Source organism: Roseobacter sp. FCG-D35, assembly GCF_033436665.1.
GTDB lineage: Bacteria > Pseudomonadota > Alphaproteobacteria > Rhodobacterales > Rhodobacteraceae > JAWQFO01.
Window position 1 is genome coordinate 148,899 of the sequence record NZ_JAWQFO010000002.1, and the last position, 25,646, is coordinate 174,544.

A 25,646-nucleotide genomic window follows, 5' to 3' on the forward strand; every position below is an offset into this window, starting at 1 on the left:
CGCTTGTGGCGATGCCTGCCGGCTGGCTCAGAAGCCGAGCCCTGCGTACTTGTTCTTGAACTTCGACACGCGCCCGCCGGTGTCCATCAGGCGGGTGCCGCCACCGGTCCAGGCCGGGTGCGAAGAGGGGTCGATGTCGAGCGAGAGCGTCTCGCCTTCCTTGCCCCAGGTCGATTTCATCTGCACCACGGTGCCGTCCGTCAGCTTGACGTCGATCAGGTGGTAGTCGGGATGGGTATCGGCTTTCATCGTCCCGCTCCTTACGCTTCTGCGCCCGCTTTGGGCTTGTAATGGGTGTTCTCGGCGATCCGTGCGGATTTGCCGCGACGGCTGCGCAGGTAGTAGAGCTTGGCGCGACGCACGCGTCCGCGGCGCACCACTTCGATGCTCTCGATATTGGTGGAATGCAGCGGGAAGACGCGCTCGACGCCCTCGCCGAAGGAGATCTTGCGCACGGTGAACGAACCGGCGATGCCGGTGCCGTTGTTGCGCGCGATGCAGACGCCTTCGTAGTTCTGCACCCGGGTCCGGGTGCCTTCAGTGACCTTGTAGCCCACGCGCACGGTGTCACCGGCGCGGAAGTCGGGAATGGTCTTTCCCAGTTCGGCGATCTGTTCCGCCTCGATTTCTGCGATCAGGTCCATCTGATCAACTCCTGGTTTGCTCGCGGTTCGTGCCGCGAAGATTTGCGCGTCCCAGAGCTTCCGTCTTCTGCCGGGGCGTCCTCGGAGGCCCCGCGGGAGTTGTCGAACGACGTTCCTTGTTGTGTTCCGCCACGTGACCGGGAGACCGAAGAAGGCTTGCACCCGTGTTGTCAACGCGAACTGGTCCGAAGCCGCCGTTGCGAGTCCGAACGGGCGGGGTATAGGCAGGAACGAAGCGCGGATCAAGCCTTGTCTTGAGGGGTGCGACCGGGTGTCCGCGCAAGGTGGGCCTGCCAGAGATCCGGCCGCCGCGCCCGGGTCAGCGCCTCGGCCATCTGCTGGCGCCACTCGGCGATCCGGGCGTGGTTGCCCGAGGTCAGGACTTCGGGAATCTCGCGGCCCTGCCATTCGGCGGGTCGCGTGTACTGCGGATGTTCCAGAAGCCCGCCGGAATGGCTTTCCTCCTCGGTGCTGGCGGCATTGCCGAGAACGCCGGGCAGCAGGCGCACGGTGGCGTCGATCACCGCCTGCGCCGCGATCTCGCCACCGGTCAGCACGTAGTCGCCCAGCGAGATCTCGGCGATGTCGTAGTGTTCGAGCACCCGTTCATCCACGCCTTCGAAGCGCCCGCAAAGGATGGTGACCCCGTCGCAGGCTGCGAGATCGCGCGCCATAGCCTGGTCGAAGCGGCGTCCGCGCGGCGACATGTAAAGCACCGGCCAGCGCCCGCGCGCGTGGGCCTGCGCCTCTTCGATCGCCGGCCCCACGACATCCGCCCGCATCACCATCCCGGCGCCGCCGCCGGCGGGCGTGTCGTCGACGTTGCGGTGCCGGCCGATGCCGAAGCCACGCAGGTCATGGGTAAAGAGCTGCCACAGCCCGTCCTGCAGCGCGCGCCCCGTGAGGCTCTGGCCCAGGACGCCGGGAAAGGCCTCGGGAAACAGCGTGACGATCCGCGCCTGCCAGACCCCGGCAAGCTCCGGCGCGGGCTCCAGCAGCTCGCGCGGTTTCAGCGAGGCGCGGATGGTCTTACGGCCGTGCGATCTGGGCGTCTCGGACATGGTTCAGAAGATGCCTTCGGGCGGATCGGCGACGATACGTCCACCGGCGATGTCGACGGTGGGCACGATGGCCAGGGTAAAGGGCAGCAGCGCGGTCTCGGAAGAGCCGGGAAGCTGCACCTCGAGGATGTCCTGCGCGCCGTGGTTCTGCACCGCCTTCACGCGGCCCAATTCAGTGCCTCCGGTGTCGACAACCGTCAGGCCGATGAGATCGGCGTGGTAGTATTCATCCTCGGTCAGGTCGGGCAGCTGATCGCGCGAGGCAAAAAGCTGCACGCCCTTCAGCGCGTCGGCCTCTTCCTTGGTCGCGACCTCGGCGATGCGGGCGGCAAAGCCGTTCTTGATCGGGCGCAGAAGCGCGAGGTGGAATGCGCGCGCGCCGTCCTCGGAACTCAGCGGGCTGTAGCTTTCGATATTTTCCGGCACCGCGCAGAAGCTCTTGACGCGCAATTCGCCGCGCACGCCATAGGCGCCTGCGATGGCGCCGACGCAGACCTTGTCATCGTTCATTCTTCCACTCCAAGGCAGAGCCTTTCGCTCATCTCGCCGCCGCGGTCCGTGCAGGACTGGCTGTCGGATGCGCGTTCATAGAGCACGCCCGCCACGAAGGCGATGCCGATCAAGGCGAGCGTGCGGATCGGCCGGAACATCTTGCAAGCCCCCAATAGCGAGAAAAAAACGGCGCGGCCCCGGAAAGAGCCGCGCCGGGATGATGGCCGCGCGATGGCGCGCGGCGGGCCGGGCCTTACTCGGCAGCGGCGTCCTCGGCCGGCGCGTCGGCGGGGGCCTCGGCTTCGGCGGCCTTGGCGGCTTTCGCCTCGGCACGCTCCTGCGCCTTTTTGCCCGGTGCGCCTTTCTTGGGGTTGTCGCGCTCGGACTTCTCGCGCAGGCCGGCGGCCTCAAGCATGCGGGCCACACGGTCGGTCGGCTGGGCGCCCTGGCCGATCCAGTGCTGGACGCGCTCGATGTCGATCTTCACCCGGTCCTCGCTGTCTTTCGGCAGCAGCGGGTTGTAGGTGCCGAGCTTCTCGATGAAGCGGCCGTCGCGCGGCATGCGGCTGTCGGCGGCGACGATGGCGTAATGCGGGCGCTTCTTGGAACCGCCGCGGGCGAGTCTGATCTTCATGGCCATGTGGGTCTCTCCTTTGAATGGCTGTCGGGGCCGGACCGTGCCGGTCCCCGGGGTCTGGTCATTGCTTGTGTTTCTCGTGATGGTTGATGACTTCCCGGATGATGAAGGCCAGGAAAGCCTTGGCGAATTCGGGGTCGAGATCGGCCTCGGTCGCCAGGTCTTCGAGCCGTGCGACCTGCTGCGCTTCGCGCGCCGGGTCGGACGGGGGAAGGTCGTGTTCGGCCTTGAGTTTCCCCACGGCCTGTGTGTGCTTGAAGCGTTCGCCCAGCGTGTAGACGAGGATCGCGTCAAGCCGGTCGATGCTGGAGCGGTGCTCGCTCAGCAGCGCGGCGGCGCGGGTCGTGACGTCCTGTGTCATGGGCAGTCTCCAGTGCAGTCTTTGGTGCGGAAAGCGGCAATGCCGCGCATCGGTTCAGTCAACGGCCCAGCCCTCCGGTCGGAACATCGGATCGGCGTAGTGGCCGATCTCCATCTCGATCCCGTGCGCAAGCTGCGTGTCGCGCAGCGCGCCGGGTCCGGGATGGCGATAGACCACGTCGCTGCCGTCGACGCTGTCGGCGCGAGGATCCTTGACCGCGCCGAGCCGTTCGGCCAGGCGGATGCTGTCGAGGTTTTTGGGATCGATGTAGCTGACCGCCGCGTCCCAGCCCTGCTGTTCGTAATAGTAGCGCCGCGCTGCGTGTGTCGCCTCGAGCGCGATGCCGCGGCCGGTGACCTCAGGCCAGATAACCCAGGCGATTTCCCTCTCGGGCCATTTCGCCGGTTTCCAGCCGCCCGCCATGCCGTAGGTGCGGTCGGTCTCGCGGTCGTGGATCATCCACATGCCGTATCCGCGGATCTGCCAGTGGCCGATCTCGGCGGCATAGAGCATCCAGGCCTCGTATTGGTTCAGCGGCCCGCCCATGAAGCGGGCGCGGTAGCTTGTGAACGTGGCCTTGAAGTCGGGATAGTCCTCGGGTTCCGGTCCGCGCAGCACAAGGCGCGCCGTCTCGATCACGGGGATGTCGCTGCCGCTCATGCCGCCCTCCGGGTGAGGTCGTGGCGGTAGACCAGCGTCTCGTCGTCGTCGGGCAGGGCGTCGGGATCGAGCACGGCCCCGAGCCGTTCGGCCACGGCGGCCGAGCGGTGGTTGTCGCGCGCGACGTAGCTGACCAGCGTCGTCCAGCCATAGGCGCGCGCGGCATGGTCGCGCACTGCCGCCGCGGCTTCGGTGGCATAGCCTTCGCCCTCGGCGCCGTCGCAGAGCATGTAGCCCAGTTCCGGTTCGCGATCCTCGGGTTCGAAGCCCAGCAGCACGAAGCCCTTGCGGCTTGCATCCGCGCGCAGCGTCACCGTCCAGAGCCCGTGCCCGCGCAGCACCCAGCCCGCGACCATCTGGGCGAAGTCGAGCCAGGCCTCGTCGCGGCTGACGGACCCGAAGTGCTTGCCGCGCGGCCCGCAGACGATCTCGGCATAGTCCGGGAAATCCCCGATGCGTGGGGCGCAGAGCAGCAGGCGCTCGGTCCAGATCTCCGGGATCTCGCCCGCGACCCGGGCCGCAAGGTGCAGCGCCGGTCCTTGTGCGGGGGTCTCGCAGGGCAGGGGCGTCGTCCAATCGCTCATGCCACTGCCTCCGGCGCAGGGTGGCGATAGACCAGCGGTGTCTTGCCCAAACCGCTGTCCGGGGCGTTGGCAGACGCGTCGACGCGGCATCCGAGCCGTTCGGCCAGTGCGATGGAACGTGCATTGTCCGGGTCGATGTAGCTGACGGCGGTCGTCCAGCCGAGCGTATCGTAGGCGTAGGCCCGTGCGGCACTGGCGGCCTCGAAAGCATATCCCTTGCCCTCGGCGGCCTCGGACCAGACCGTCCAGCCGATCTCGTTCTCCGGCCATTCGGGCGGCACCCAGGGTCCCGAGTGTCCCAGTGGCGCGCCGCTTTGCCTGTCGCAATAGACGAACGAGCCGACGCCTTTCAGCGCCCACATCCCGGCGACATGGCAGAACGACCGCCAGGCCTTGCCCGGCGTCGGGTCCGGCCAGGCGCCGATGAATTCGGACCGGCGCGACAGGAAGAACGGCTCGAAGACGGCATAGTCCTCGAACCGCGGCGCGCGCAGGATCAGGCGGTCGGTCTCGAGAACCGGGGTATCGGCGAGAACGGCGATCATGCCGGCACCACCGCGAGGTCGTGCACGATCACAACGTCGCCGGGATCCTCGCCCCGCGCCTCGGAGTCGATCCGCCCGCCGAGCCGCAGGCCAAGGGCGATCGAGCGGTCGTTTGCGGGTTCGATGATGTTGATGAGGCGTGTCCAGCCAAGGTCTTTCCGGGTCCAATCCATCACCGCACGCGCAGCCTCGGCGGCGAAGCCCTTGCCCTCGGCCTCGGGAACGACGAACCAACCCAGTTCCGGCTCGGGGTAGTGGTCGGGGTGGTAGATCCCGACTTCGCCGAGATAGGCGCCCGTCGCGCGATCCTCGACACCGAAGGGGCCGTAGCCGCGCAGGGTCCAGAGCGCCACGTCGGACGTCCAGGTGCGCCAGGCCTCGGCCCGGGGGCGCATCCCGCGCTCGTGCACGGATCGCTCGGACGCAAAGAACTCCGCCCAGCGTTCGAAATCCGAAAGCCGGGGCGCGCGCAGGCGCAGGCGCTCGGTCTCTAGGACCGGGATATCCGCGCCGGGACGTGTCACTTCTTCTTGCCGAAGCCCGAAAGGCCCGGGGGCAGGGCCATGCCGCCGCCGCCCAGACCGGGCATGCCGCCCGGCATCTTGCCGCCAAGCTGCTTGGCGGCCGCTTCGATCTGCTTGGGGTCCATCTGGCTGGGGTCCATGCCGCCCTTGCCGAACATGCCCTTCATGGCCTGTTTCATCATGCCGCCTTTGCCCATCTTGCCCATCTTCTTCATCATGTCCGACATCTGCCGGTGCATCTTGAGAAGCTTGTTGAGCTCGGAGACTTCCATGCCCGAGCCGGCCGCGATGCGCTTCTTGCGGGAGGCCTGGAGGATCTGCGGGTTGGCGCGTTCCTTCTTGGTCATCGACTGGATCAGGGCGATCTGCTGCTTGAGGATCTTGTCGTCAAAGCCCGCCTGTTCGACCTGCTTGGCCATCTTTCCCATGCCGGGCATCATGCCCATCATGCCCTGCATACCGCCCATCTTGATCATCTGCTCGAGCTGCATCCGAAGGTCGTTCATGTTGAACTGACCCTTCTGGAAACGCTTCATCATCCGCTCGGCCTGTTCGGCCTCGAGCGTCTGCTGGGCTTTCTCGACCAGCGCCACGATGTCGCCCATGCCCAGGATGCGACCGGCGATGCGATCCGGCTCGAAGGTCTCGAGCGCGTCCATCTTCTCGCCCAGACCGACGAACTTGATCGGCTTGCCGGTGACAGCACGCATAGACAAGGCTGCCCCGCCGCGCCCGTCGCCGTCCATCCGGGTCAGCACGACGCCGGAGATCCCGATGCGCTCGTCGAAGTTCTGGGCCGTGTGCACCGCGTCCTGGCCGGTCAGACCGTCAACGACCAGCAGCGTCTCGCGCGGGTTCGACACGTCGCGCACCGCCTCGACCTGCGCCATCAACTCCTCGTCGATCGAGAGGCGACCGGCGGTGTCGAGCATGTAGACGTCATAGCCGCCCATCGACGCCTGGGTCCTGGCGCGCTTGGCGATGGCGACCGGGTTCTCGCCCTTGACGATGGGCAATGTGTCGACACCGATCTGGGTGCCGAGGATGGCAAGCTGTTCCATTGCAGCGGGGCGCTGAACGTCGAGCGAGGCCATCAGCACCTTCTTGCCGTCGCGCTCCTTGAGGCGCTTGGCGAGCTTCGCGGTCGTCGTGGTCTTGCCGCCGCCCTGCAGGCCGACCATCAGAATCGGCGCGGGCGGGTTGTCGATCTTGAGCGATCCCGGCTCGCCTTCGCCGGTCAGCACGTCGACCAGCGCGTCGTGCACGATCTTGACGACCTGCTGGCCAGGCGTGACCGACTTGGTGACGGCCTGTCCGGTCGCCTTGTCCTGAACGGTCTTCACGAAGTCGCGGGCCACCGGCAGCGACACGTCTGCTTCGAGCAGGGCGACGCGGACCTCGCGCAGCGCGGTCTTGACGTCCTCTTCGGAAAGGGCGCCCTGCTTGGTCAGGCGGTCGAAGACGCCGGAAAGGCGGTCTGACAGGCTTTCGAACATGGGCTCAGGGCCCCCTTTTTCTCGGTTGCGGAACGCCCCTGATGTAAGGGCTCCCGCAGGACAACTCAAACACCGCGGCCCGGTGCAATGCAGTTTCGCCCCCACGGGCGCAACGCGCTGGTGGAGGGCGATCCCTGAAATGGGCCAGGGACCGGAAGGCTGGTGCTTCCGGAGATTTGTTCCGGCGCATACGCCCCGGGGCCACCTGAGTCAAGCGCGGGCGCTCAGAGACCGATTTTGGACAGCCGGAACTGGATGTGCCGGACGGACTCCTCGAGATTGTCGAAGCGGCTTTCGATCTCCTCGCGCGGGATGAAATCCGTGCGCCGCGGGTCGTCCACGAGCTCCGACAGGACCTGCACGAAGGCCGGATCGTCGCGCAGGCGCTGGTTCACCCGGCGCATCAGCTCGTGATGGTCCTCGGCGGTACGCATCGTCAGGTTGGGCAGCGGCATTCGGAACTCTCCGGCAATAAATCCAAGCCGTGACCCTACGTCATACCCTTGCGTAACGCAATGCGCATTGCAAAGCGCAATGCGTCCTCCCATCTGCGGCGTGTAACGGAACGCAATACATCACGCAATGCAGCGGAGCGGGCCATGCACTACGCCACAGTCACCACCAATGACGTCGACCCGAAAGAGCCGCTCGTCTTCCTTATCGACCTGCAGGGGCAGGGCGGATCGCGCCGCTTCGTCGGCACATCCACATCCGGAGCGCGGCTGCCGCAGGTCGGATTTCCCTGGATCGTGTCGCGCCTGCTGGACCGTGCGGTCGACGATCCGGACTGGGCGGGGCGCTGCGACTGGGTGCATTTCAAGATGCTCGAAGCCTGGATCTTCGGTCGCTCTATCAACCTCACGTTGCTCGAGAACGCCCCGCGCGACCGGCTTCCGGACCGCCGCAGGGAATTTGCCGAAGCCCACGACGCGGGCCTTGACGGTGTCAGCCCCGACCCCGGGCTGCTGGCGCAAAGCCTCGGTGACCTGTGCCGGCGGGCGCTGCAGACGGTGCTCGACGCCGAAGACGGCGCCGAGGAGCGGCGCACCAGCCCGCAGCGGTGGTGGGCCGCCGTCCAGGCCCATGCAGAGGCCGAAGGGCTGAGTGACGAAGACGCCGAAGCCGACCTGCGCAAAAGGGTCGGCTGAGGGACGGAGCAACGACAACAAGAACAAGCGAAGGCAGGACAGGCGCGCCACACCACTCACGGATAACCGGGACGGCCCGAGATGGCGAAAGATCCCGGAGGCGCCAAAAGCAACAACGAAGGCGGGAGAGCATGCGCCGCGGTCCATCGGGATCGCGGCGCTTTTTTGCCTTGCCTCCCGTGGCAGGGCCCGTGTCAGGCGGCAAGCGCCTCGATGCGGCGATGGGCCTGCCCGACCGAGGCGTCGGCATCGACGGCAAGCCGGTCGGCGGCAATGATCTCGACAGCCGTGATGCCGAGAAATCCGAGGAAGTGCCGCAGGTAGCCCGAGGCAAAGTCGATGTCCGAACCGACCTCGGTGCCGCCGGAGGCCAGCACGACGATGGCGCGCTTGCCGGTCAAAAGCCCCTCGGGGCCGTTCTCGGTGTAGCGGAAGGTGACCCCGGCACGGGCGACGAGGTCGACCCAGGTCTTGAGCGCAGCCGGGATGCCGAAGTTGTAGATCGGCAGGCCGATCACCACCACGTCCGCGCGCTCCAGTTCCGAGACAAGTTCGTCCGACAGCGCCAGCGCCTCGCGCTGCGACGGGGTGCGTCCGTTCGCGGGCGTTACGTTCGCCCCGATCCAGGCGGCGTCGAGAACCGGAAGGCCGCCGGCAAGATCGCGCCGCAGGATTTCTGCCCCGGGAAAGCGCGCCGCGACCTCGGCGCTGAGCCGGCGCGAAACCGAGCCCTCGGCCCGGGCGGAGGCGTCGATGTGAAGTACGGTCGATGTCATGGAGATGTCCTTTCTGCGTGGCATGGAGTGCAGATTTGGCAGTTGCTCTGACGAACGCAATTTGCCAGATTCAACATGATCTGTGAATCCGCGCACACCAGCGACAGGAGGCCTTATGGAGAACTGGGACGAGATCAGGACCGCCTTCCAGGTGGCGCGCATGGGCACAGTCAGCGGCGCCGCTGAGGTTCTCGGTGTGCATCATGCCACGGTGATCCGGCACATCGACGCGCTCGAGGGGCAGCTGGGCGTCAAGCTCTTCCAGCGGCATGCGCGCGGCTACACGGCGACCGAGGCCGGGCAGGACCTTTTGCGCGTGGCGCAGGCCACCGACGACCAGTTCAGCCAGCTTGCCAGCCGCATCCGCGGGCGCGGGACCGATGTCTCCGGAGAACTCGTCGTCACCTCGCTGGTCAGCTTCGCGCCGCAGATCGTGCCGGTGCTGGCAGCCTTCCAGCAGGCGCATCCCGAGGTCATCGTGCGCTACCTCACCGGTGACCGGCTGTTCCGGCTGGAATATGGCGAGGCGCATGTGGCGATCCGGGCGGGCAACGCGCCCGACCAGCCCGACAACGTCGTACAGCCGTTCTGCGAACAGCAGATCGCGCTTTACGGTGCGGAGTCTTACGTCGCACGCCATGGCCGGCCCGGCGGAGTCGACGACCTTTCGGCGCACCGGTTCGTCAGCGCGGATTCCGCCGAGAGCCGCGCGCCCTTCGCCAAGTGGCTGCGCGACCAGGTGCCGGCCGAGGCGATCACGTTCCGAAGCAGCGACCCGCGGGCGATGACCGAGGCGATCCATGCCGGGGCGGGCTTGGGGTTCCTGGCGGTCGAAGAGGCCGAGACCCTTCCGGACCTTGTGCAGGTCATGGCGCCGCGGCCGGAATGGTCCTCGCCGCTGTGGCTGGTCACGCATGTCGATCTGCATCGCACGACAAAGGTGCAGGCGTTTCTGAGCTTTCTGAAGGCATCGGTGAAAGACCGCGTGTCATGACGCCCTCGCACCAGGGCCACGCGGCGATGCTGGCCTTTTCGGCGCTGGTGGCGGGATCGTTCTCGCTCGGGGCGCTCGCCGCCAATGAGATCGCGCCGGCGGCGCTGAACGCCGTGCGGTTCTGGATCGCCGCCGCGGTGATCGGCGCTGCCGCACTGGCCACGACCGGGCTGCCGCGGACCGCGTTCAGGGCGCCGTGGCGCTTCGTGGTTCTGGGCGGGCTCTTCGCTTTCTACTTCTTGCTGATGTTCGAGGGGTTGAAAACAGCGCCGCCGGTGAGTGCTGCGGCCGTGTTCACTCTGACGCCGGTCCTCGCCGCCGGTTTCGGCTGGCTGATCCTGCGGCAGGTGACCACGCCGCGCATGGCCGCGGCACTGGCTATCGGCGGGGCCGGGGCGCTGTGGGTGATCTTCCGCGCCGACTGGCAGGCGCTGCGCGCATTCGAGGTTGGGCGCGGCGAGGCGATCTATTTCCTAGGCTGTGTCAGCCATGCCGCCTATACGCCCATGGTGCGGCGCCTGAACCGGGGCGAGGCGCCCTTGGTCTTTACCTTCGGCATGCTGATCGCAGGCGGGCTGCTGCTGACGCTGTTCGGGTGGCGAGAGATTCGCGCCACCGACTGGGGGGCGCTGCCTGCGATCGTCTGGGTCACTATCTTCTACGTTTCGGTCTTTGCCTCCGCCGCGACCTTCGTGCTGCTGCAGTTCGCGACGCTGCGCCTGCCGTCCGCGAAGGTCATGGCCTACACCTACCTAACGCCGAGCTGGGTGATCCTGTGGGAGATCCTGCTGGGACACGGCGCACCCGCACCGGTGGTGTTTCTCGGCGTGGCGCTGACCGTCGCGGCGCTTCTGCTGCTGGTGCGCGACGAGGAGTCCCCCGTGCGCGCAACAGGTTGAGACGGCGCGACAAGGTGGGGGCTCTGCCCCCGTCGCGGCGGTGCCGCGCCTCCCCCGGGATATTTCTAAACCAGAGAGGCTGCGGATCTCGCGATTGGTCGAGGGAACAATTTCGTGAGCGGCGGGGTTTAGGCGATACTGAAGTGAAAAGGACCCCGCAATGCGCAGCATCATCTACATCATCGGTCTCATCGTGGTCATCCTGGCCGTTCTCAGCCTGCTTGGGCTGAACTGACCCTCGCCGCGAACGAGACATCGGGGATGAATTCATGAACAATATCATCTACATCATCGGCTTGATCGTCGTGGTGCTTGCGATCATCAGCCTAGCCTTCTGACGCGCCTCAGGGATCGTCACCGGGCGGCTCGGGGAGTTCCCGGGCGAGAAATCGCTCGAACGCATCGAGATTGATCGGCTCGAACTGGCCGAAGCCTTGCATCCAGACGGATGCGGTGCGCATCGCGTCGGGTTCGAGCCGGCACCATTTGACGCGGCCGCGCTTTTCCTGGCTGACCAGCCCGGCCGCTGTCAGCACCATCAGATGCCGCGAGATCGCCGCCAGAGACATGTCGAAGGGCTCGGCCACATCCGTCACGGCCATGTCGTCCTCGAGCAGCATGCCGAGGATTGCACGCCTGGTCGGGTCCGCAAGCGCGGCGAAAATCTGATCGAGCGCGTCTGGCATGATGTCCTGTAGCGCGAGGCGCGGGTCGGCGAAAGCGAGATTTGGCCCTTGAGAGGGTCGCGCCTTGCCGGATTTCGGTGTCGGGATAGTGCGTGAAAACTATTGTGCTCTGCCGCCGTGCTTTTCTTTTGAGGCGAAATCTCCACAGCAGCGTCGGCATAAGATCAACGCAATCATCATTAACCTATCAAAGCCTTTATCCCAAGTCGTGCCGGATGGCGAGTGGGCTGTTATGGCCGTGTGACGGGAGTGTGCGATGTTCCGAGTTTGCCGCGCGGACACGGCCCGTCAGCCATCATTCAACAAAACCATTGAATATGCGCAGGGGCCGTCGGGGCGGACGCGCCCGGTAAGCGGGCTCAGATCGGTCCATTGATCTGTTCCGGAAAAATCAGTTGTTTCAAAGGTTTGCCGCGATCCGTCCCGCCCCGCGATCGCGGTTGACTCGCCGGGGCGGTCTGAGTAGCACATGCCCAGCCATTCCGCGGGGAATTTGCGTGCCCGATCCAGACAGCCAGCAGCGTCTTCAGCAGCTCGAGAGCCGGATCGCCGCCGCCCGAAAGGCGCAGGGACCGAAACCGCGCGCGGATGAGCACTATTCACAGGCCCAGCTGGCCTGGCGGATGGTGATCGAACTCGTGGCCGGTCTGGGGATCGGTTTCGGCATCGGATACGGGCTGGACGTTCTTTTCGGGACACTGCCCGTTTTCATGGTGCTGTTCACGATGCTGGGCCTCGCGGCCGGGGTGAAGACAATGCTTCGCTCCGCCCAGGAGGTTCAGGAGAAGAAATTGGCCGAAGAGGCCGAACAGGATGTCGCGGCGCGCGGGGAGTGACCCGCGGGGCCATGCAAGGGGAGCCGGAGATGGCGACAGCACAGGGCGAAGACGCAGGCGGGCTGGTGTTCCACCCGATGGACCAGTTCATCGTGAAGCCGTTCTTCGGCGACGGACCGGTGGCCTGGTACACGATCACCAACGCCACCGTTTGGATGGCCCTGGCCGTTCTCGCCACCTTCCTGCTGCTGGTCTGGGGTGCCTCGAAGCGCGCCATGGTGCCGGGGCGCACGCAATCGGTGGCCGAACTGGCCTATGGGTTCATCTACAAGATGCTCGAAGACATCTGCGGCAAGGAAGGTGTGAAGTACTTTCCTTACGTGATGACGCTCTTCATGTTCATCGTGATGGCGAACTTCCTCGGGCTGATCCCGACGGCCTTTACGCCGACCTCGCACTTTGCCGTCACCGTGGTGCTGGCGCTCGCTGTCTTCCTGACCGTGACGGTACTGGGTTTCGTCAAGAACGGCACCGAGTTCCTCGGTCTGTTCTGGGTGACCTCCGCGCCGCTGGCGCTGCGGCCCGTGCTCGCGATCATCGAGCTGATCTCGTATTTCGTGCGGCCGGTCAGCCACTCGATCCGTCTTGCCGGCAACGTCATGGCCGGTCACGCGGTGATCAAGGTCTTCGCCGGCTTCGCGGCGATCGCCGTCATCTCGCCGGTCTCGATCCTGGCGATCACGGCGATGTACGGGCTCGAGGTTCTGGTTTCGTTCATCCAGGCCTACGTCTTCACGATCCTGACCTGCGTCTACCTCAAGGACGCGCTTCACCCGCATCACTGACACGCGCGCGTGGCGACACGCGGCAATCCAATGCTCAACTTCCAATCGTAAGGAGAATTCACATGGAAGGCGATCTCGCACACATCGGCGCCGGTCTGGCGGCAATCGGTTCCGGCGCAGCGGCCATCGGGGTCGGCAACGTGGCCGGCAACTACCTCGCAGGCGCCCTGCGCAACCCCTCGGCTGCAGCCAGCCAGACCGCGACGCTCTTCATCGGCATCGCCTTCGCGGAAGCCCTGGGCATCTTCGCGTTCCTGGTTGCCCTGCTGCTGATGTTCGCCGTCTAAGCTTCGCGGAACGACATTCCTTACGACGGGGCGGGTGCACGGCATCCGTCCCACCGAGGGGCAAGGTTTCCAAGGAGACGCCGGGATGGCAACTGAAACGACACAAGGTGACGGGCTCGCCGACGCGACGGGCGTCGCGGCGCACTCGGCCACCGAGCAGAGCGCGGGCATGCCGCAGCTCGACTTCTCGACCTGGGGCAACCAGATCTTCTGGTTGGTCATTGCCCTTGTCGTCCTCTACCTGATCCTGTCGCGCGTGGCTCTGCCGCGTATCGGCGCCGTCCTGGCCGAGCGTCAGGGCACGATCACAAACGACATCGCCGCGGCCGAGGATCTCAAGGCAAAGGCGAAAGAGGCGGAAGCCGCCTACGACAAGGCGCTGGCCGATGCCCGCACCGAGGCGCATGGCATCGTCGCCAAAGCCAAGGAGGACATCCAGGCCGATCTCGACGCTGCGATCGCCAAGGCCGACGCCGAGATCGCGGCGAAAACCGCGGAATCGGAAAAAGCCATCGCTGAGATTCGCGCCGGGGCGCTGGAATCGGTCCAGGAAGTGGCCAACGACGCTGCCAAGGAGATCGTTGCTGTTCTCGGCGGCAAGGCCGACGAGAAAGCCGTTGAGGCGGCCGTGGCCGCGCGGCTGAAAGGATGACGAGCATGGCACTGACACGCTTTACCCTCGGCACCGTTGCCGCATTGGGTCTTGCCGGTCCGGCGGCGGCGGCGACGGGTCCGTTCTTTTCGCTGCAAAACACCGATTTCGTGGTGCTGCTGGCCTTCCTCGTTTTCATCGGGGTGCTGGTCTACTTCAAGGTGCCGGGCATGGTCGGCAGCATGCTCGACAAGCGTGCCGACGGCATCCGCTCGGAACTCGAGGAGGCGCGGTCGCTGCGCGAGGAGGCCCAGAGCCTGCTGGCGAGCTACGAGCGCAAGCAGAAAGAGGTTCAGGACCAGGCCGACCGCATTGTCGCCCATGCGCGCGAAGAGGCGGAAGTCGCCGCCGAGCAGGCCCAGGCCGATCTTGCCAAATCGCTTGAGCGGCGCATGGCCGCCGCTGACGAGCAGATTGCCAGCGCGCGCAGCGCCGCGGTGCGCGAAGTGCGCGACCAGGCGATCACGGTCGCCGTGGCGGCTGCACGTGAGGTCATCGCCAAGCAGATGACGGCGAGCGACGCCAACAAGCTCATCGACGACTCGATTGCGCAGGTCGAGACCAAGCTGCACTGAGCGGCGCAGGTCAGACAGCCCTGAAAGCCCCGGCCGTGTCCGGGGCTTTTTCGTTGGCCGGGCTGAATCACCGGCTCTGCTTACCGGCTGTTAACCTTGGCACACACAGGCTTGCGCCATGTGCCGCATTCTCGTTCTTTCCACGGTCGTCTGCGCCTGCTCAATGCCGGGTCCGCATTTCGAAGGCGTCGAGGCCACGCGCGTGACAACCAAAGGCGCGGTTTTCGACGTGCGCGTGAACGGCCGCCTCGCCGAGGCGGTGCGCGTCAATACGCGCTATGCGCCGCGGTTCGGACCGCTGGCGGACGAGGCAGGGCTGGCTATGCGCCAGGTGTCGGGCTGCACGGTGACGGAGGTGCGCGGCGATCAGGCCGTGGCGACCGGGTTGCTCGACTGCGGCGACGGCCCTCCGCCGGCCTCCCGGCTGGCGCCCGGCGGGACCTACGAATGCGTTCCCCTGGCCGGTTTTCCCGATGACGACCTGTCGGGAACCTACCTCGACTACGAGTGCGTTCCGGTGGGCTGAGCAGAGGTTCGTGTCAATATCTTGTGGATAACCTGCGGACTTCCGCAGCCTGTGGTAGGCGAAGATTGACACCTTTGGCTTCCGGGCGCAGTCTTGGCAGACCTTGAATCAGCAGGATCGCGGACGCCTTGCGCTTTTCGAAACTCAGACTGACCGGCTTCAAGAGCTTCGTGGACCCGACCGATCTTGTCATCGCGGACGGGCTGACCGGCGTGGTCGGACCGAACGGCTGCGGCAAGTCGAACCTGCTCGAGGCGTTGCGCTGGGTAATGGGCGAGAACCGTCCGACGGCGATGCGTGGCGACGGTATGGAGGACGTGATCTTCGCCGGGGCCTCGAGCCGCCCGGCGCGCAACTTCGCCGAAGTCTCGCTGCATCTCGACAACTCCGAACGTCTCGCGCCTGCTGGGTTCAACGACAGCGACCACCTCGAGATCGTGCGCCGGATCACGCGCGACGCCGGCTCGGCCTACAAGGTCGGCGCCAAGGACGTGCGTGCGCGCGACGTGCAGATGCTCTTTGCCGATGCGTCGACGGGGGCGCACAGCCCTGCGCTGGTCCGGCAGGGCCAGATCTCGGAGCTGATCAACGCCAAGCCCAAGAACCGCCGGCGCATCCTCGAGGAAGCCGCCGGGATCTCGGGACTCTACCAGCGCCGTCACGAGGCCGAGCTGAAGCTGAAATCGGCCGAGGCCAACCTGCTGCGCGTCGACGACGTGATCGAACAATTGGCCAACCAGCTGGCGCAGCTTGCGCGGCAGGCCCGTGCCGCCGCGCGCTACCGAGAGATCGGTGCGGACCTGCGGCGCGCCGAGGGTATGCTGCTCTACCGGCGCTGGCGCGAGGCGGACGAGGCACGGGCGCGGGCCGAGGACGACCTGCGCGAAAAGGTTTCGGCAGCGGCCCAGGCCGAGCTTGCCGTGCGCCATGCGGTCAAGGCGCGCGAGACCGCCGAGGCCGCGCTGCCGGCCCTGCGCGAGGAGGACGCGGTGGCAGCCGCGGTCCTGCAGAGGCTCACCGTGCAGCGCGACACGCTCGCCGACCAGGAGGCGCGGGCCGAGGCGCTGATCCGGACTCTCGACGGGCGCATCGCGCAGCTTGCCCGCGACATCGAGCGCGAAGGCGGCCTGAACCGTGATGCCGGCGAGACCATCGAGCGGCTGGAGTGGGAAGGCCGGGAACTTGCCAGGGCGGCCGAAGGCCATGACGAGCGCCTTGCCGAAGCGGCGGAGGCCGCGCACGAGGCGGCGGCCGTCCTGCAGGCGCGCGAGAACGATCTTGCGGAAAAGACCGAGGATGTCGCCCGGCTTGCCGCGCGGCACGGGTCCGCGCGGCGCCTGCTGGAGGACAGCCGCAAGTCGCAGGCAACGGCGGAACAGGGTGCGTCGAAGGCCCGCGGTGCCGTCGAGGCCAGTCAGGCAGCGCTCGACAAGGCAGGGGCGGATTTCCAGGCGGCGCAGGCGGCCGAAGCCGCAGCGGTGACCGCGGCCGAAAACGCCGAAGCCGCGCTGATCGCCGCCGACGAGGCGCTGGCCGAAACGCAGGGCCGAGAAGCGGATGCGCGCGCGCATCTGTCTGAGGCCGAGGGAGAGGCCAACGCGTTGCGCGCGGAGGCAGCGGCACTGGCCAAGCTGGTGCAGCGCGACACCGCCGAAAACGGCCAGATCCTCGATTTGCTTTCTGTGGCCCCTGGGTACGAGAAGGCGCTCGGCGCGGCACTGGCCGACGACCTGCGCGCGCCGCGCGTGGACGCGCAGGCGGCCTCCGGCTGGGTGGCTCTCGCCGGTTATGACAGCCCGCAACCGCTGCCCGAGGGCGTGAACCCGCTGTCGGAGGTCATGAGCGTCCCGGACGTTCTGGCACGACGCATCGGCCAGATCGGGCTGGTTTCGCAGGAAGACGGTGCGCGCCTGCAGGACCGGCTTCTGCCGGGCCAACGGCTGGTCTCGGTCGAAGGCGATCTCTGGCGCTGGGACGGGTTCCGCGCTGGGGCCGAAGATGCGCCCTCGGCGGCGGCGCTGCGGCTGCAACAGCTCAACCGCCTCGAAGAGTTGAAGCAGTCTCTGGAACTGGCGACGCAGAAAGCACTGGGCGCCAAGGGCGCGCACGAAACCCTGAAGGAAATGCTGGCAGAGCGCGCCAAGGCCGACACGGCGGCGCGCGAGGCGCGGCGCGCGGCGGACCGGCAGGTCGCCGAGGCCGGGCGCGCGCTGAGCCGGGCCGAGGCCGACCGAACACTTGCCGAGGGTCGCCTCACCGAGATGGGGCTGGCGGTCAAGCGGCACGAGGACGAGGCCATGGGCGCACGCGGTCGCGTGCTCGAGGCAGAACGCGTCCTCGCCGATCTGGGCAACCTCGACGAGGCGCGCGCGGGGATGGACGACCTGCGCATGACGGTCGAGGCGGCACGGATCACGATGATGTCGCGCCGCTCCGCCCATGACGAAATGCGGCGCGAGGGCGAGGCCCGGACCAAGCGTGCGCAGGAGGTGACCAAGGAGATCAGCGGCTGGCGGCACCGGCTCGAGACTGCCGAGAAGCGCACCGCTGAACTGGTCGAGCGCAAGCAGGCTTCGGAGACCGAGCTTGAAGAGGCGCAGGCCGTACCGGGCGAAATCGCGGCGCAACGCGCTGAACTGAACGACGGGATCGCCAAGGCCGAATCCCGCAAGGCCAAGGCCTCCGGCGCCTTGTCCGAAGGCGAGGCCGGCCTGCGCGAGGCCACCGTGGCCGAACGCGATGCCGAACGCCTCGCCTCCGAGGCGCGCGAGGCGCGGGCGCGGGCCGAGGCGCGGCGCGACGCGGCCCAGGAATCCGTCGCCGCGGCGGCAGAGCGAATTGCCGAGGACAGCCAGGTCACGCCGAACCAGCTTCTGGCACGGCTCGACGCCTTGCCCGACCAGATGCCCGGGGCCGACCAGCTCGAAGCCGACGTGAACAGGCTCAAGCGCCAGCGCGACGCGCTGGGGGCCGTGAACCTGCGCGCCGAGGAAGATGCGCGCGAGGTTCAGGACGAACACGACACGCTGACCCGCGAGAAGGCCGACCTCGAGGAAGCGATCCGCACCCTGCGCAACGGCATCGCCGGACTGAACCGGGAAGGGCGCGAGCGCCTTCTGACCGCCTTCGAACAGGTAAATTCGAATTTCTCGATGCTGTTCAAGCATCTCTTCGGCGGCGGCGAGGCCAACCTCGTGATGGTCGAAAGCGACGATCCGCTCGAGGCGGGGCTCGAGATCATGTGCCAGCCGCCGGGCAAGAAGCTGGCGACGCTGTCGCTGCTCTCGGGGGGTGAGCAGACCCTGACGGCGCTGGCGCTGATCTTTGCGGTCTTCCTTGCCAACCCTGCGCCGATCTGCGTGCTCGACGAGGTCGACGCACCGCTCGACGACGCCAACGTGACGCGGTTCTGCGATCTTCTGGACGAGATGTGCCGGCAGACCGAGACCCGCTTCCTGATCATCACCCACCATGCGGTGACCATGTCGCGCATGGACAGGCTCTTCGGGGTGACCATGGCCGAACAAGGCGTGAGCCAGCTTGTCTCGGTCGATCTCAAGCGCGCGGAGACGCTTGTCGCCTGAGAACGCGAGGCGGTTCGGAGGCAAAGAAAAACCCCGCAGAGCACGCTCGCGGGGCCAGTGGTGAAACCTGAATGACCGTTTCGCCGGACACTCTAGCGGGCCGGCCCTAACACGCGGTAAACATTTCGCCCGCGATCCCTTCAGGTCAGCAGTGCGATACCGACCGGGATCGCCAGCGCGGCGCCCCACGTTGTCCACAACAGGCGCACGGCGGCGTCGATGTCCGACGGCCCGATGTCGAGCCGCCCGTCCGGGTTCACAAACGGAAAGTCTCGCATATGCCCGTCATAGGCCCGCGGACCGGCCAGGGCGATCCCGAGCGCTCGGGCGAATGCGGCTTCGGGCCAGCCTGCATTGGGCGACTTGTGGCGCGCCGCGTCGGCGCGGATGCCGTGCCGGTCGGACACGCGCCCGACCAAAACCACCAGCATCGCCGTCAGTCGCGCCGGGGCGAGGTTCATGAGGTCGTCGAACCGCGCCGCGGCCCATCCGAAATCCGCATGGCGCGGCGTCCGGTAGCCGATCATGCTGTCGGCGGTGTTCACGGCCTTGTAGACCAGCATTGCGGGCAGGCCGCCGACAAGGAACCAGAAGGCCGGGGCGATCACCCCGTCCGACAGGTTCTCGGCCGCGCTTTCGATGGCCGACCGCGCGACCTGCGGCTCCTCCATCCCGCCGGTGTCGCGGCTGACGATGCGGGCTACGGCGCGCCGGCCCTCGATCAGTGACATCCGCAGCCCGTCGGCCACGGCCGCGACATGCTCGACCAGCGATCTCTGTGCCAGCAGGATCGCGGCGGCGGGCACCACGGCCCAGGGCCCCAAGGCTGAAACCAGGCTCCCGGTGATCCAGGCGCTGACGACGAGGAGGACAAGGGTGGCGAGGCCTTTCGTACGCCTCAGGCTGCCACGGTTCAGCGCCCGGTCCAGCGCCCCGACCGCGCGTCCCAGAAGGACAGCGGGGTGTGGCAGGCGCGACCAGAGCCATTTCGGTTCGCCCAGCAGCGCGTCGAGGGCGAGCGCACAGGCCAGCATCGCCGCCGTGCTCATCCCAGCGCGGCCTCCAATCGCGGCCAGGCCCCGGCCGGCGGCAACCCGAGGCGCAGCCAGCGGGTGGAGTAGGGAAAGACCCGCGACCAGATGTGATTCTCGGCAAGCCGCGCCTGCCAGCTCTGCGCATCGTCGACATCGTAAAGCCGGAACAGCGTCGTACCGCCATGCAGCCTGGCCCCGGCCCGCGTCATCAACCCGTCGAGCCGGGTCGCGTCGCGGACAAGCCGGGCACGGGTCCGGGCATTCCAGTCCGCGTCTTCGAGTGCGGCCGCGCCGATATGCAAGGCCGGACCCGAAACTGCCCAGGGGCCGATCCGTTCTGCGAGCAACGCGATCAGTTGCGTATCGCCGATGGCGAAACCGAGGCGCAGACCGGCAAGCCCCCAGAACTTGCCGAAGCTCTTGAGGATCAGCAGCCCGCCGCGGCTCGCCGCCGGCATCATCGTCGCGCCGGGCAGCACGTCGCAGAAGCTTTCGTCGACGATGCAGAACCGCGCCTTGAGGTCGGGGAGGGTCCAGATCCGGCCATCGGGGTTGTTCGGATGCACGATCACCTGCGCGTCGCTCGGCCCGGACCGTACGACCTGCCAGCGGGCGGCATCGAAGGCGGCAGCATGCTCGTTGTAGGTGGGACCTGGGATCGACACGCGGCCCACCGGCCACAAGTGCGGCACCTGCGCGATGATCAGCGAAGCGCCCGGTGCCGCGAGCACCGCGGCGGTGTCGGGGACCGACCAGTGCCGCCGCGCGGCGCGCAGCAGGCGGTCGAGCGCTTCGGCATCCGGTAGCGCGGTCCAGGCGTCTGGAGGCAGGGTCGGGGCCGGGTAGGGCTCGGGATTGATGCCGGTGGAAAGGTCGACCCAGTCTGCCCGTGTTCCGCCATGCACGGCGATCGCGGCATCGAGACCGCCTCCGTGGTCGCGCTGGGGGGGATTCAGCTTCACGTTCCGTCCTGTCTGGCACATCGCAGGCCGGCTTTCGGATAGCGTCGGTCCCTGCGCCAGTGCAACGACGATCTTAACCGGAACCCGGAATTTTTAAGCACTTATTAAAGTTATGGGCCGAAAAATGGTGGGCAAACCGTCCAAACGAAAGGACGTCGGCGTGTGAGATGAGAGTTCTGATCGTTGAAAGCAGCCCCGAACTGGGAAGGATCTGGGAACGCCACCTGCGGAGGCTCGGGATGGTCGTGTTGCGTTGCGGCGGGCAATCGGAGGCTTTCGCGAAAATCGCGGTGGATGCGCCGGATGTCATCATCCTCGACCTCGTGCTGTCGGACGGGTCCGCGCTGGCGGTCTCGGACTACGCCAGCTACCGGCTACCGGACGCGCAGATCATCTTCGTGACCAACACTTCGTTCTTTTCGGACGGCTCGATCTTTGCGCTCGCCGCAAATGCCTGCGCTTTCGTTCAGAGCGAGACCCCGCCGGAGGATCTGGCGGCGATGGTCGAGCACTTCGGCAGCTCCGAACGTCGCGGGCCGCTCTGCGTCTGAGCATGGGTGGCGCGCCTCGGCCGGACGATCAGCTGCGATCGTGTGGCGCCAGGAAGTCCGACTCGGGGCCGATCGGCACGATCCGGTGCGGGTTTATGGTCTCGTGGCTGTAGTGGTAGTGACGCACGATGTGATCGAAATGGGTGGTCTCTGCCACGCCGGGCACCTGGTAGAGATCGCGGGTGTAGGCCCACAAGTTGGGATAATCGATCAGGCGGGCCCGGTTGCACTTGAAGTGATGGTAATAGACCTTGTCGAAGCGCAACAGAGTCGTGAGCAGGCGCCAGTCGGCCTCGGTGATACGGTCGCCCATCAGATATCGGCTGGACGCCAGGCGCTCTTCCAGCCAGTCCATCGTGTCGAAAAGCGGATGCACGGCCTCGTCATAGGCCTCCTGAGAGGTCGCGAAGCCGGACTTGTAGACGCCGTTGTTGAGCGTGTCGTAGATGCGGTCGTTGACCGGTTCGATATCCGCGCGCAAGTCCTCGGGCCAGTAATCGTCCGTGTTCCCGGTGATGCCGTCGAAGGCCGTGTTGAACATGCGGATGATCTCGGCCGATTCGTTCGACACGATCGTGTCGCGCTCTGAATCCCACAGGATCGGCACCGTCACGCGCCCGGTGAAATCCGGCTTGGCCCGCGTGTAGAGATCGCGCGCGAACGGCAGGTCGAATTGCCGGTCGCCCGTCGCACCGTCGAAGGCGGTGTCGAAGGACCAGCCATCCCCCATCATGTCGGGATGCACCACCGAGACGCCGATATGCGGCTCCAGTCCTTTCAGCGCCCGGAAGATCAGCGTGCGGTGCGCCCAGGGGCAGGCGTAGCTAACGTAGAGATGATAGCGACCGGAGGCGGCTTCGAACCCGCCCTCTCCGGAGGGTCCGGGGCTGCCGTCGGCAGTGATCCAGTTCCGGAACTTGGCGCTGTCCCGCTCGAACTTTCCGCCCGACTTCTTGGTGTCGTACCACTTGTCGCGCCAGGCGCCATCGACCAGCAATCCCATCGCTGTCTCCTCTTCTTGCCGGACCAAAGGTAACAGCCCGGCAGACAAGGCAAAGCCGACCGGCCGCGCACCCGCCCTGCGAGAATGCACAGGACGGAAACGTCATGCAGCCAAAGTTTACTTGATTTTCATCGGCGCTGTGGCACTTCTTGGCGCATAGTCCGGGGGGATTTGAAGATGGAAGCTGTTTTCTCGAAGGAAATCCAGGCAGGGCTTGACCAGGCCCGCATCGACGCGATGCGGCGCAGCTCGCGCCTGCGCATCGTCATCGGCGGAGAGGTGTATCCGGTCCTGCGCCTGTGGAAGTCGGGTTTCGCGCTCGAGGCCGGGCGCGCTCCGGGCTTGCGCGGGTTCGTGGACCTTTACGACGGGGCCAACCATCTCTTCCAGTGCCTTATCGTGGCAAGCGAGGAAGAAGCCGGCGAGCGCCTGTTCGAGTTCAAGCGCGCGACGGCCATCGCCCGCGGTCCGGCGCTGGATTTCGAGCGTTCTGCCAATGCGCCCGTCGCCCTGATCGAATCCGAAGACCGGGTCGCCTGAACCGTTCGGTCCTCCAGATTACTGAAGGTCGGCGAAGGCCTGTCCAAGTCGGTCGCAGGCCTCGGCCACGCGCGCCCGCGGCGTGGCGAGGTTGAAGCGCAGGAAATCCGCACCTCCCGCGCCGAACGTCGGGCCGTGGTTGACCGCGATCATCGCGTCCTGTTCGACCCGAGCCGTGAACTCGGCCGGGGACATCCCGGTCCCCGAAAAATCCACCCAGGCGAGATAGGTCGCCTCGAGCGGCATCGACCTGAGTCCCGGAAGAGCGTTCACCGCGTCGTCGAACAGACGCCGGTTGCCGTCGATGTAGGCGCAGAGGTCGTCGACCCATTGCGCGCCCTCGGGGCTGTAGGCGGCCATCACCATGTGCAGCCCGAAGCTGTTCGGCGACAGTCCCAGGGCCGTCAGTCTTTGCGCGAAGCGGGCGCGCATCTTTGGTTCGGCAATGATAACGTTGCCCACATGTGCGCCGGCGATGTTGAAGGTCTTCGTGGTCGAGTTCATCATCACCAGCCGGTCGGTCACGCCCGCGACGTTGGCCATGGGAACATGCGTGTGACCGGGCATGACGATATCCTGGTGGATCTCGTCGGAGACCAGGACCAGATCGTGGCGCCTGGCGAAGTCCGAGACCTCCCGCAATTCGGCCTCTGTCCAGACTCGCCCGCCGGGATTGTGCGGCGAGCAGAGCACCACCATCTTCTCGCTCCCGGTCATGGCAGCATCGTAGGCGTCGAAATCCATCTCGTAGCGCCCGTCGACCTGCACCAGCGGGCACTCGACGACCTCGCGCTCCGCGGCTTTGATGACGCGTGCGAAAGCATGGTAGACCGGGGTGAAGAGCACGATGCCGTCGCCGGGATCGGTATAGGCATCGACACAAAGCGAGATGCCGTTAACGAGGCCGTGCGTCGTAAAGATCCAGTCAGGATCGACGCTGTAGCCATGCCGCGTGTCCAGCCACCACCGGATGGCGTCCTTGTAGTCCCGGTCATCGCCGAAATATCCGAAAATGCCGTGGTCGACGAGCGATTGCAGCTTTTCGCGCACCACCTGCGGCGGGCGGAAGTCCATGTCGGCGACCCACATCGGGATCCCACGATCGGCGGGAACGCCGTAGACCTGCTCCATGTTGTCCCACTTCGCACAGTGGGTGCCGCGCCGCTCGATGATCTCGTCAAAACTCATTAAGTGCTCTCGCCTAGTTGTGCGCCGCAACCTAGCTTCGCGCTTGGCAGGCACAAGCCCCGCTTATTGCGATTGACCTCCGCTTGACCTAAATCGGCGACATGAAACGCAATATCCTTCTCCATCCCGATCCGCGGCTCAAGAAGGCCGCCGATCCGGTGGCCGATCTGTCCGACGACCTGCGTGCGCTGTCCGACGACATGCTCGAGACGATGTACGATGCGCCCGGGATCGGGCTAGCCGCGCCGCAGGTCGGCGTTCTCAAGCGCCTGATTGTGCTCGATTGTGTGAAGGAGGAAGGCGAGTTGCCGCGCCCGCTGGTGATGTTCAACCCTGAAGTCGTCGCATCCTCGGACGAAACCAGCGTTTACGAGGAAGGCTGCCTGTCGATCCCGGAGCAGTACGCCGAGGTGACCCGCCCGGCGGAGGTCGAGGTGCGCTGGATCGACCGCGATGGCACCGAACGGAGCGAGACCTTCGACAAGCTGTGGGCGACCTGCGTCCAGCACGAGATCGACCACCTCGACGGCAAGCTCTTCATCGACTACCTCAAGCCGCTCAAACGCCAGATGATCACCCGCAAGATGGTCAAGATGAAGCGCGAGTTGGCGCGCGGATGAGCGTTCTGCCGATTCTCACCTGGCCGGACCGGCAACTCGCCACGCCCTGCGAGCCCATCGCGCGGGTCGATGCTGCGGTCCGTAAGCTGGCCGAGGACATGCTCGAGACGATGTATGCCGCTCCGGGGCGTGGGCTGGCCGGGCCCCAGGTCGGCGTGTTGCGGCGTATCTTCGTCATGGACGCGGGCTGGAAAGAAGGCGCGCCGGCGCCGCTGGTCTTCGTCAACCCGGTTGTGACCGCGCTGGGCAAGTCGCGCGTGCGCGGATCGGAAGGGTGCCTTTCCATTCCCGGATTGATGGTCGAGGTCGAACGGTTCGAGCGCGTGCGTGTGGACTGGACCGATCTCGATGGCGCCGCCCGCTCACGGGAGTTCGACGGTTTCGAAGCGATCTGCGTGCAGCACGAAGCGGACCACCTGGACGGGATCGTGACTCTGAATCGCCTCGACCAGAACGCCCGCGCGGCGGCACTCGCCGCCTACGAAGGGTACGCGGCGTGAGCGTGCGCAAGCTGCTGCGCTGGCCCGACAAGCGGTTGCGGACGGCGGCGCAGCCGGTCGACGAGATCACCGACGAGATCCGCGCGCTCTGGGACGACATGATCGAGACGATGGACGCGATGCCCGGCGTCGGGCTGGCCGCGCCGCAAATGGGCGTCATGCTGCAGCTTGCCGTCGTCGACGCCTCCGAAGCGCGTGACCGGCGGCACCGGCTCGCCAACCCCGTGATCCTCGATACTTCCGCGGTGATGCGCGAGTACGAGGAGGCAAGCCCGAACCTGCCCGGCGTCTCGGCCAAGATCTCGCGCCCGCGTGGCGTGACGGTGCGCTTTCTCGACGAAAGCTGTGTCTGGACGCGGCGCGATTTCGTCGGTCTCGAGGCGACCAGCGTGCAGCACCAGATCGACCACCTGCAGGGCCGGATGTACTTTGACCGACTCGGCAAGGTGAAACGCGACATGCTGCTGCGCAAGGCGCGCAAGCTCAAGGGCTGAGC

Annotated in this window: 34 protein-coding genes; 15 read left to right on the forward strand and 19 right to left on the reverse strand. The window is 66.5% G+C overall.

What is annotated here, in order from left to right; all coding sequences use genetic code 11:
- Positions 1-27: 27 nt before the first annotated feature.
- From rpmE to R5H30_RS04865, 13 genes are all read right to left on the reverse strand, one after another.
- Complete coding sequence (gene rpmE / locus R5H30_RS04805; protein ID WP_318326914.1) at positions 28-249, reverse strand: 50S ribosomal protein L31; 222 nt, start codon at positions 247-249, stop codon at positions 28-30.
- 11 nt (positions 250-260) lie between these two features.
- Positions 261-644, reverse strand: a complete 384-nt coding sequence (rplS, locus tag R5H30_RS04810; protein WP_318326915.1) for a 50S ribosomal protein L19 — start codon at positions 642-644, stop codon at positions 261-263.
- A 242-nt stretch (positions 645-886) separates the two neighbouring features.
- Positions 887-1,705 (reverse strand): tRNA (guanosine(37)-N1)-methyltransferase TrmD, encoded by an 819-nt coding sequence (trmD, locus tag R5H30_RS04815; RefSeq protein ID WP_318326916.1) that lies wholly within the window; start codon positions 1,703-1,705, stop codon positions 887-889.
- A gap of 3 nt (positions 1,706-1,708) precedes the next feature.
- Positions 1,709-2,215, reverse strand: a complete 507-nt coding sequence (gene rimM / locus R5H30_RS04820) for a ribosome maturation factor RimM (protein ID WP_318326918.1) — start codon at positions 2,213-2,215, stop codon at positions 1,709-1,711.
- Positions 2,212-2,355 (reverse strand): hypothetical protein, encoded by a 144-nt coding sequence (locus tag R5H30_RS04825; RefSeq protein WP_318326920.1) that lies wholly within the window; start codon positions 2,353-2,355, stop codon positions 2,212-2,214. Before R5H30_RS04825 ends, rimM begins: the two co-directional genes overlap by 4 nt.
- 95 nt (positions 2,356-2,450) lie before the next feature.
- A complete protein-coding gene (rpsP, locus tag R5H30_RS04830) occupies positions 2,451-2,837 on the reverse strand; it encodes a 30S ribosomal protein S16 (protein ID WP_318326921.1) in 387 nt (128 codons plus the stop codon).
- A 58-nt stretch (positions 2,838-2,895) separates the two neighbouring features.
- A complete protein-coding gene (locus R5H30_RS04835; protein WP_318326922.1) occupies positions 2,896-3,195 on the reverse strand; it encodes a chorismate mutase in 300 nt (99 codons plus the stop codon).
- A gap of 54 nt (positions 3,196-3,249) precedes the next feature.
- On the reverse strand, positions 3,250-3,855 hold the full coding sequence (locus R5H30_RS04840) for a GNAT family N-acetyltransferase (RefSeq protein WP_318326923.1): 606 nt from the start codon (positions 3,853-3,855) through the stop codon (positions 3,250-3,252).
- Positions 3,852-4,439: a GNAT family N-acetyltransferase gene (locus R5H30_RS04845; RefSeq protein ID WP_318326924.1), complete on the reverse strand. Its 588-nt coding sequence runs from the start codon at positions 4,437-4,439 to the stop codon at positions 3,852-3,854. The genes R5H30_RS04840 and R5H30_RS04845 overlap by 4 nt, the downstream gene beginning before the upstream one ends.
- Entirely contained in the window at positions 4,436-4,984 is a 549-nt protein-coding gene (locus tag R5H30_RS04850) for a GNAT family N-acetyltransferase (protein ID WP_318326926.1), read from the reverse strand. Before R5H30_RS04850 ends, R5H30_RS04845 begins: the two co-directional genes overlap by 4 nt.
- Positions 4,981-5,508 carry a GNAT family N-acetyltransferase gene (locus tag R5H30_RS04855; protein ID WP_318326927.1) on the reverse strand — a complete coding sequence of 176 codons (528 nt, stop codon included), beginning with the start codon at positions 5,506-5,508 and terminating at the stop codon, positions 4,981-4,983. Before R5H30_RS04855 ends, R5H30_RS04850 begins: the two co-directional genes overlap by 4 nt.
- Positions 5,505-7,004: a signal recognition particle protein gene (ffh, locus tag R5H30_RS04860; RefSeq protein WP_318326928.1), complete on the reverse strand. Its 1,500-nt coding sequence runs from the start codon at positions 7,002-7,004 to the stop codon at positions 5,505-5,507. Before ffh ends, R5H30_RS04855 begins: the two co-directional genes overlap by 4 nt.
- Positions 7,005-7,228: 224 nt before the next feature.
- Complete coding sequence (locus R5H30_RS04865) at positions 7,229-7,459, reverse strand: hypothetical protein (RefSeq protein ID WP_318326929.1); 231 nt, start codon at positions 7,457-7,459, stop codon at positions 7,229-7,231.
- Between the two features lie 144 nt (positions 7,460-7,603).
- Here R5H30_RS04865 and R5H30_RS04870 point away from each other — a divergent pair, with 144 nt between their 5' ends.
- A complete protein-coding gene (locus R5H30_RS04870) occupies positions 7,604-8,152 on the forward strand; it encodes a hypothetical protein (RefSeq protein ID WP_318326930.1) in 549 nt (182 codons plus the stop codon).
- Between the two features lie 194 nt (positions 8,153-8,346).
- Here the strand turns inward: R5H30_RS04870 and R5H30_RS04875 are convergent, their stop codons facing one another.
- Entirely contained in the window at positions 8,347-8,928 is a 582-nt protein-coding gene (locus tag R5H30_RS04875) for an FMN-dependent NADH-azoreductase (protein WP_318326931.1), read from the reverse strand.
- Between the two features lie 115 nt (positions 8,929-9,043).
- Between R5H30_RS04875 and R5H30_RS04880 the strand changes: the two genes are divergently transcribed.
- Both R5H30_RS04880 and R5H30_RS04885 read left to right on the forward strand, forming a co-directional pair.
- Positions 9,044-9,922, forward strand: coding sequence for a LysR family transcriptional regulator (locus R5H30_RS04880; protein WP_318326932.1), 879 nt, complete (start codon positions 9,044-9,046; stop codon positions 9,920-9,922).
- On the forward strand, positions 9,919-10,821 hold the full coding sequence (locus R5H30_RS04885) for a DMT family transporter (RefSeq protein WP_318326933.1): 903 nt from the start codon (positions 9,919-9,921) through the stop codon (positions 10,819-10,821). Before R5H30_RS04880 ends, R5H30_RS04885 begins: the two co-directional genes overlap by 4 nt.
- Positions 10,822-11,165: 344 nt before the next feature.
- Here R5H30_RS04885 and R5H30_RS04890 read toward each other — a convergent pair whose 3' ends face one another.
- Positions 11,166-11,507: an ArsR/SmtB family transcription factor gene (locus R5H30_RS04890; RefSeq protein ID WP_318326934.1), complete on the reverse strand. Its 342-nt coding sequence runs from the start codon at positions 11,505-11,507 to the stop codon at positions 11,166-11,168.
- A 497-nt stretch (positions 11,508-12,004) separates the two neighbouring features.
- Here R5H30_RS04890 and R5H30_RS04895 point away from each other — a divergent pair, with 497 nt between their 5' ends.
- The 7 genes from R5H30_RS04895 to smc all read left to right on the forward strand — a co-directional run bounded on the left by R5H30_RS04895 (position 12,005) and on the right by smc (position 18,752).
- Positions 12,005-12,343, forward strand: coding sequence for an AtpZ/AtpI family protein (locus tag R5H30_RS04895; protein WP_318326935.1), 339 nt, complete (start codon positions 12,005-12,007; stop codon positions 12,341-12,343).
- 29 nt (positions 12,344-12,372) lie between these two features.
- Positions 12,373-13,128: a F0F1 ATP synthase subunit A gene (locus R5H30_RS04900; RefSeq protein WP_318326936.1), complete on the forward strand. Its 756-nt coding sequence runs from the start codon at positions 12,373-12,375 to the stop codon at positions 13,126-13,128.
- A 62-nt stretch (positions 13,129-13,190) separates the two neighbouring features.
- The gene (locus tag R5H30_RS04905; RefSeq protein ID WP_318326937.1) at positions 13,191-13,415 is read left to right on the forward strand and encodes a F0F1 ATP synthase subunit C; all 225 of its coding nucleotides are present in this window, start codon (positions 13,191-13,193) and stop codon (positions 13,413-13,415) included.
- 85 nt (positions 13,416-13,500) lie between these two features.
- Positions 13,501-14,067: a F0F1 ATP synthase subunit B' gene (locus R5H30_RS04910; protein WP_318326938.1), complete on the forward strand. Its 567-nt coding sequence runs from the start codon at positions 13,501-13,503 to the stop codon at positions 14,065-14,067.
- 5 nt (positions 14,068-14,072) lie between these two features.
- Positions 14,073-14,642 (forward strand): F0F1 ATP synthase subunit B, encoded by a 570-nt coding sequence (locus R5H30_RS04915; protein ID WP_318326939.1) that lies wholly within the window; start codon positions 14,073-14,075, stop codon positions 14,640-14,642.
- Between the two features lie 163 nt (positions 14,643-14,805).
- A complete protein-coding gene (locus R5H30_RS04920; protein WP_318326940.1) occupies positions 14,806-15,168 on the forward strand; it encodes a hypothetical protein in 363 nt (120 codons plus the stop codon).
- A 128-nt stretch (positions 15,169-15,296) separates the two neighbouring features.
- Positions 15,297-18,752: a chromosome segregation protein SMC gene (gene smc, locus R5H30_RS04925; protein WP_318326941.1), complete on the forward strand. Its 3,456-nt coding sequence runs from the start codon at positions 15,297-15,299 to the stop codon at positions 18,750-18,752.
- 140 nt (positions 18,753-18,892) lie between these two features.
- Here the strand turns inward: smc and cbiB are convergent, their stop codons facing one another.
- On the reverse strand, positions 18,893-19,801 hold the full coding sequence (gene cbiB / locus R5H30_RS04930; RefSeq protein ID WP_318326942.1) for an adenosylcobinamide-phosphate synthase CbiB: 909 nt from the start codon (positions 19,799-19,801) through the stop codon (positions 18,893-18,895).
- Complete coding sequence (locus R5H30_RS04935; RefSeq protein WP_318326943.1) at positions 19,798-20,769, reverse strand: threonine-phosphate decarboxylase; 972 nt, start codon at positions 20,767-20,769, stop codon at positions 19,798-19,800. Before R5H30_RS04935 ends, cbiB begins: the two co-directional genes overlap by 4 nt.
- Positions 20,770-20,915: 146 nt before the next feature.
- On the opposite strand from R5H30_RS04935, the gene R5H30_RS04940 reads away from it, so the two are divergent.
- On the forward strand, positions 20,916-21,299 hold the full coding sequence (locus R5H30_RS04940) for a response regulator transcription factor (RefSeq protein WP_318326944.1): 384 nt from the start codon (positions 20,916-20,918) through the stop codon (positions 21,297-21,299).
- Positions 21,300-21,327: 28 nt separating this feature from the next.
- Here R5H30_RS04940 and R5H30_RS04945 read toward each other — a convergent pair whose 3' ends face one another.
- Positions 21,328-22,302: a glutathione S-transferase family protein gene (locus R5H30_RS04945; RefSeq protein WP_318326945.1), complete on the reverse strand. Its 975-nt coding sequence runs from the start codon at positions 22,300-22,302 to the stop codon at positions 21,328-21,330.
- 177 nt (positions 22,303-22,479) lie between these two features.
- Here R5H30_RS04945 and R5H30_RS04950 point away from each other — a divergent pair, with 177 nt between their 5' ends.
- Positions 22,480-22,842 carry a hypothetical protein gene (locus R5H30_RS04950; RefSeq protein WP_318326947.1) on the forward strand — a complete coding sequence of 121 codons (363 nt, stop codon included), beginning with the start codon at positions 22,480-22,482 and terminating at the stop codon, positions 22,840-22,842.
- Between the two features lie 18 nt (positions 22,843-22,860).
- On the opposite strand, the gene R5H30_RS04955 is transcribed toward R5H30_RS04950, so the two are convergent.
- On the reverse strand, positions 22,861-24,030 hold the full coding sequence (locus R5H30_RS04955) for a MalY/PatB family protein (protein WP_318326948.1): 1,170 nt from the start codon (positions 24,028-24,030) through the stop codon (positions 22,861-22,863).
- 101 nt (positions 24,031-24,131) lie between these two features.
- On the opposite strand from R5H30_RS04955, the gene def (R5H30_RS04960) reads away from it, so the two are divergent.
- The 3 genes from def (R5H30_RS04960) to def (R5H30_RS04970) are packed head-to-tail and all read left to right on the forward strand — an operon-like array spanning position 24,132 to position 25,644.
- The gene (def, locus tag R5H30_RS04960; RefSeq protein WP_318326949.1) at positions 24,132-24,650 is read left to right on the forward strand and encodes a peptide deformylase; all 519 of its coding nucleotides are present in this window, start codon (positions 24,132-24,134) and stop codon (positions 24,648-24,650) included.
- On the forward strand, positions 24,647-25,150 hold the full coding sequence (gene def, locus R5H30_RS04965) for a peptide deformylase (RefSeq protein WP_318326950.1): 504 nt from the start codon (positions 24,647-24,649) through the stop codon (positions 25,148-25,150). Before def (R5H30_RS04960) ends, def (R5H30_RS04965) begins: the two co-directional genes overlap by 4 nt.
- Positions 25,147-25,644, forward strand: coding sequence for a peptide deformylase (def, locus tag R5H30_RS04970; protein WP_318326951.1), 498 nt, complete (start codon positions 25,147-25,149; stop codon positions 25,642-25,644). The genes def (R5H30_RS04965) and def (R5H30_RS04970) overlap by 4 nt, the downstream gene beginning before the upstream one ends.
- The last annotated feature ends 2 nt before the right edge of the window (positions 25,645-25,646 follow it).

Bases quoted from the DNA above. Each gene is read 5' to 3' on its own strand.
- rpmE (WP_318326914.1), bottom strand. From the start codon at position 249: ATGAAAGCCGATACCCATCCCGACTACCACCTGATCGACGTCAAGCTG.
- rplS (WP_318326915.1), bottom strand. From the start codon at position 644: ATGGACCTGATCGCAGAAATCGAGGCGGAACAGATCGCCGAACTGGGA.
- trmD (WP_318326916.1), bottom strand. From the start codon at position 1,705: ATGTCCGAGACGCCCAGATCGCACGGCCGTAAGACCATCCGCGCCTCG.
- rimM (WP_318326918.1), bottom strand. From the start codon at position 2,215: ATGAACGATGACAAGGTCTGCGTCGGCGCCATCGCAGGCGCCTATGGC.
- R5H30_RS04825 (WP_318326920.1), bottom strand. From the start codon at position 2,355: ATGTTCCGGCCGATCCGCACGCTCGCCTTGATCGGCATCGCCTTCGTG.
- rpsP (WP_318326921.1), bottom strand. From the start codon at position 2,837: ATGGCCATGAAGATCAGACTCGCCCGCGGCGGTTCCAAGAAGCGCCCG.
- R5H30_RS04835 (WP_318326922.1), bottom strand. From the start codon at position 3,195: ATGACACAGGACGTCACGACCCGCGCCGCCGCGCTGCTGAGCGAGCAC.
- R5H30_RS04840 (WP_318326923.1), bottom strand. From the start codon at position 3,855: ATGAGCGGCAGCGACATCCCCGTGATCGAGACGGCGCGCCTTGTGCTG.
- R5H30_RS04845 (WP_318326924.1), bottom strand. From the start codon at position 4,439: ATGAGCGATTGGACGACGCCCCTGCCCTGCGAGACCCCCGCACAAGGA.
- R5H30_RS04850 (WP_318326926.1), bottom strand. From the start codon at position 4,984: ATGATCGCCGTTCTCGCCGATACCCCGGTTCTCGAGACCGACCGCCTG.
- ffh (WP_318326928.1), bottom strand. From the start codon at position 7,004: ATGTTCGAAAGCCTGTCAGACCGCCTTTCCGGCGTCTTCGACCGCCTG.
- R5H30_RS04865 (WP_318326929.1), bottom strand. From the start codon at position 7,459: ATGCCGCTGCCCAACCTGACGATGCGTACCGCCGAGGACCATCACGAG.
- R5H30_RS04870 (WP_318326930.1), top strand. From the start codon at position 7,604: ATGCACTACGCCACAGTCACCACCAATGACGTCGACCCGAAAGAGCCG.
- R5H30_RS04875 (WP_318326931.1), bottom strand. From the start codon at position 8,928: ATGACATCGACCGTACTTCACATCGACGCCTCCGCCCGGGCCGAGGGC.
- R5H30_RS04880 (WP_318326932.1), top strand. From the start codon at position 9,044: ATGGAGAACTGGGACGAGATCAGGACCGCCTTCCAGGTGGCGCGCATG.
- R5H30_RS04885 (WP_318326933.1), top strand. From the start codon at position 9,919: ATGACGCCCTCGCACCAGGGCCACGCGGCGATGCTGGCCTTTTCGGCG.
- R5H30_RS04890 (WP_318326934.1), bottom strand. From the start codon at position 11,507: ATGCCAGACGCGCTCGATCAGATTTTCGCCGCGCTTGCGGACCCGACC.
- R5H30_RS04900 (WP_318326936.1), top strand. From the start codon at position 12,373: ATGGCGACAGCACAGGGCGAAGACGCAGGCGGGCTGGTGTTCCACCCG.
- R5H30_RS04905 (WP_318326937.1), top strand. From the start codon at position 13,191: ATGGAAGGCGATCTCGCACACATCGGCGCCGGTCTGGCGGCAATCGGT.
- R5H30_RS04910 (WP_318326938.1), top strand. From the start codon at position 13,501: ATGGCAACTGAAACGACACAAGGTGACGGGCTCGCCGACGCGACGGGC.
- R5H30_RS04915 (WP_318326939.1), top strand. From the start codon at position 14,073: ATGGCACTGACACGCTTTACCCTCGGCACCGTTGCCGCATTGGGTCTT.
- R5H30_RS04920 (WP_318326940.1), top strand. From the start codon at position 14,806: ATGCCGGGTCCGCATTTCGAAGGCGTCGAGGCCACGCGCGTGACAACC.
- cbiB (WP_318326942.1), bottom strand. From the start codon at position 19,801: ATGAGCACGGCGGCGATGCTGGCCTGTGCGCTCGCCCTCGACGCGCTG.
- R5H30_RS04935 (WP_318326943.1), bottom strand. From the start codon at position 20,769: ATGTGCCAGACAGGACGGAACGTGAAGCTGAATCCCCCCCAGCGCGAC.
- R5H30_RS04940 (WP_318326944.1), top strand. From the start codon at position 20,916: ATGAGAGTTCTGATCGTTGAAAGCAGCCCCGAACTGGGAAGGATCTGG.
- R5H30_RS04945 (WP_318326945.1), bottom strand. From the start codon at position 22,302: ATGGGATTGCTGGTCGATGGCGCCTGGCGCGACAAGTGGTACGACACC.
- R5H30_RS04950 (WP_318326947.1), top strand. From the start codon at position 22,480: ATGGAAGCTGTTTTCTCGAAGGAAATCCAGGCAGGGCTTGACCAGGCC.
- R5H30_RS04955 (WP_318326948.1), bottom strand. From the start codon at position 24,030: ATGAGTTTTGACGAGATCATCGAGCGGCGCGGCACCCACTGTGCGAAG.
- def (WP_318326949.1), top strand. From the start codon at position 24,132: ATGAAACGCAATATCCTTCTCCATCCCGATCCGCGGCTCAAGAAGGCC.
- def (WP_318326950.1), top strand. From the start codon at position 24,647: ATGAGCGTTCTGCCGATTCTCACCTGGCCGGACCGGCAACTCGCCACG.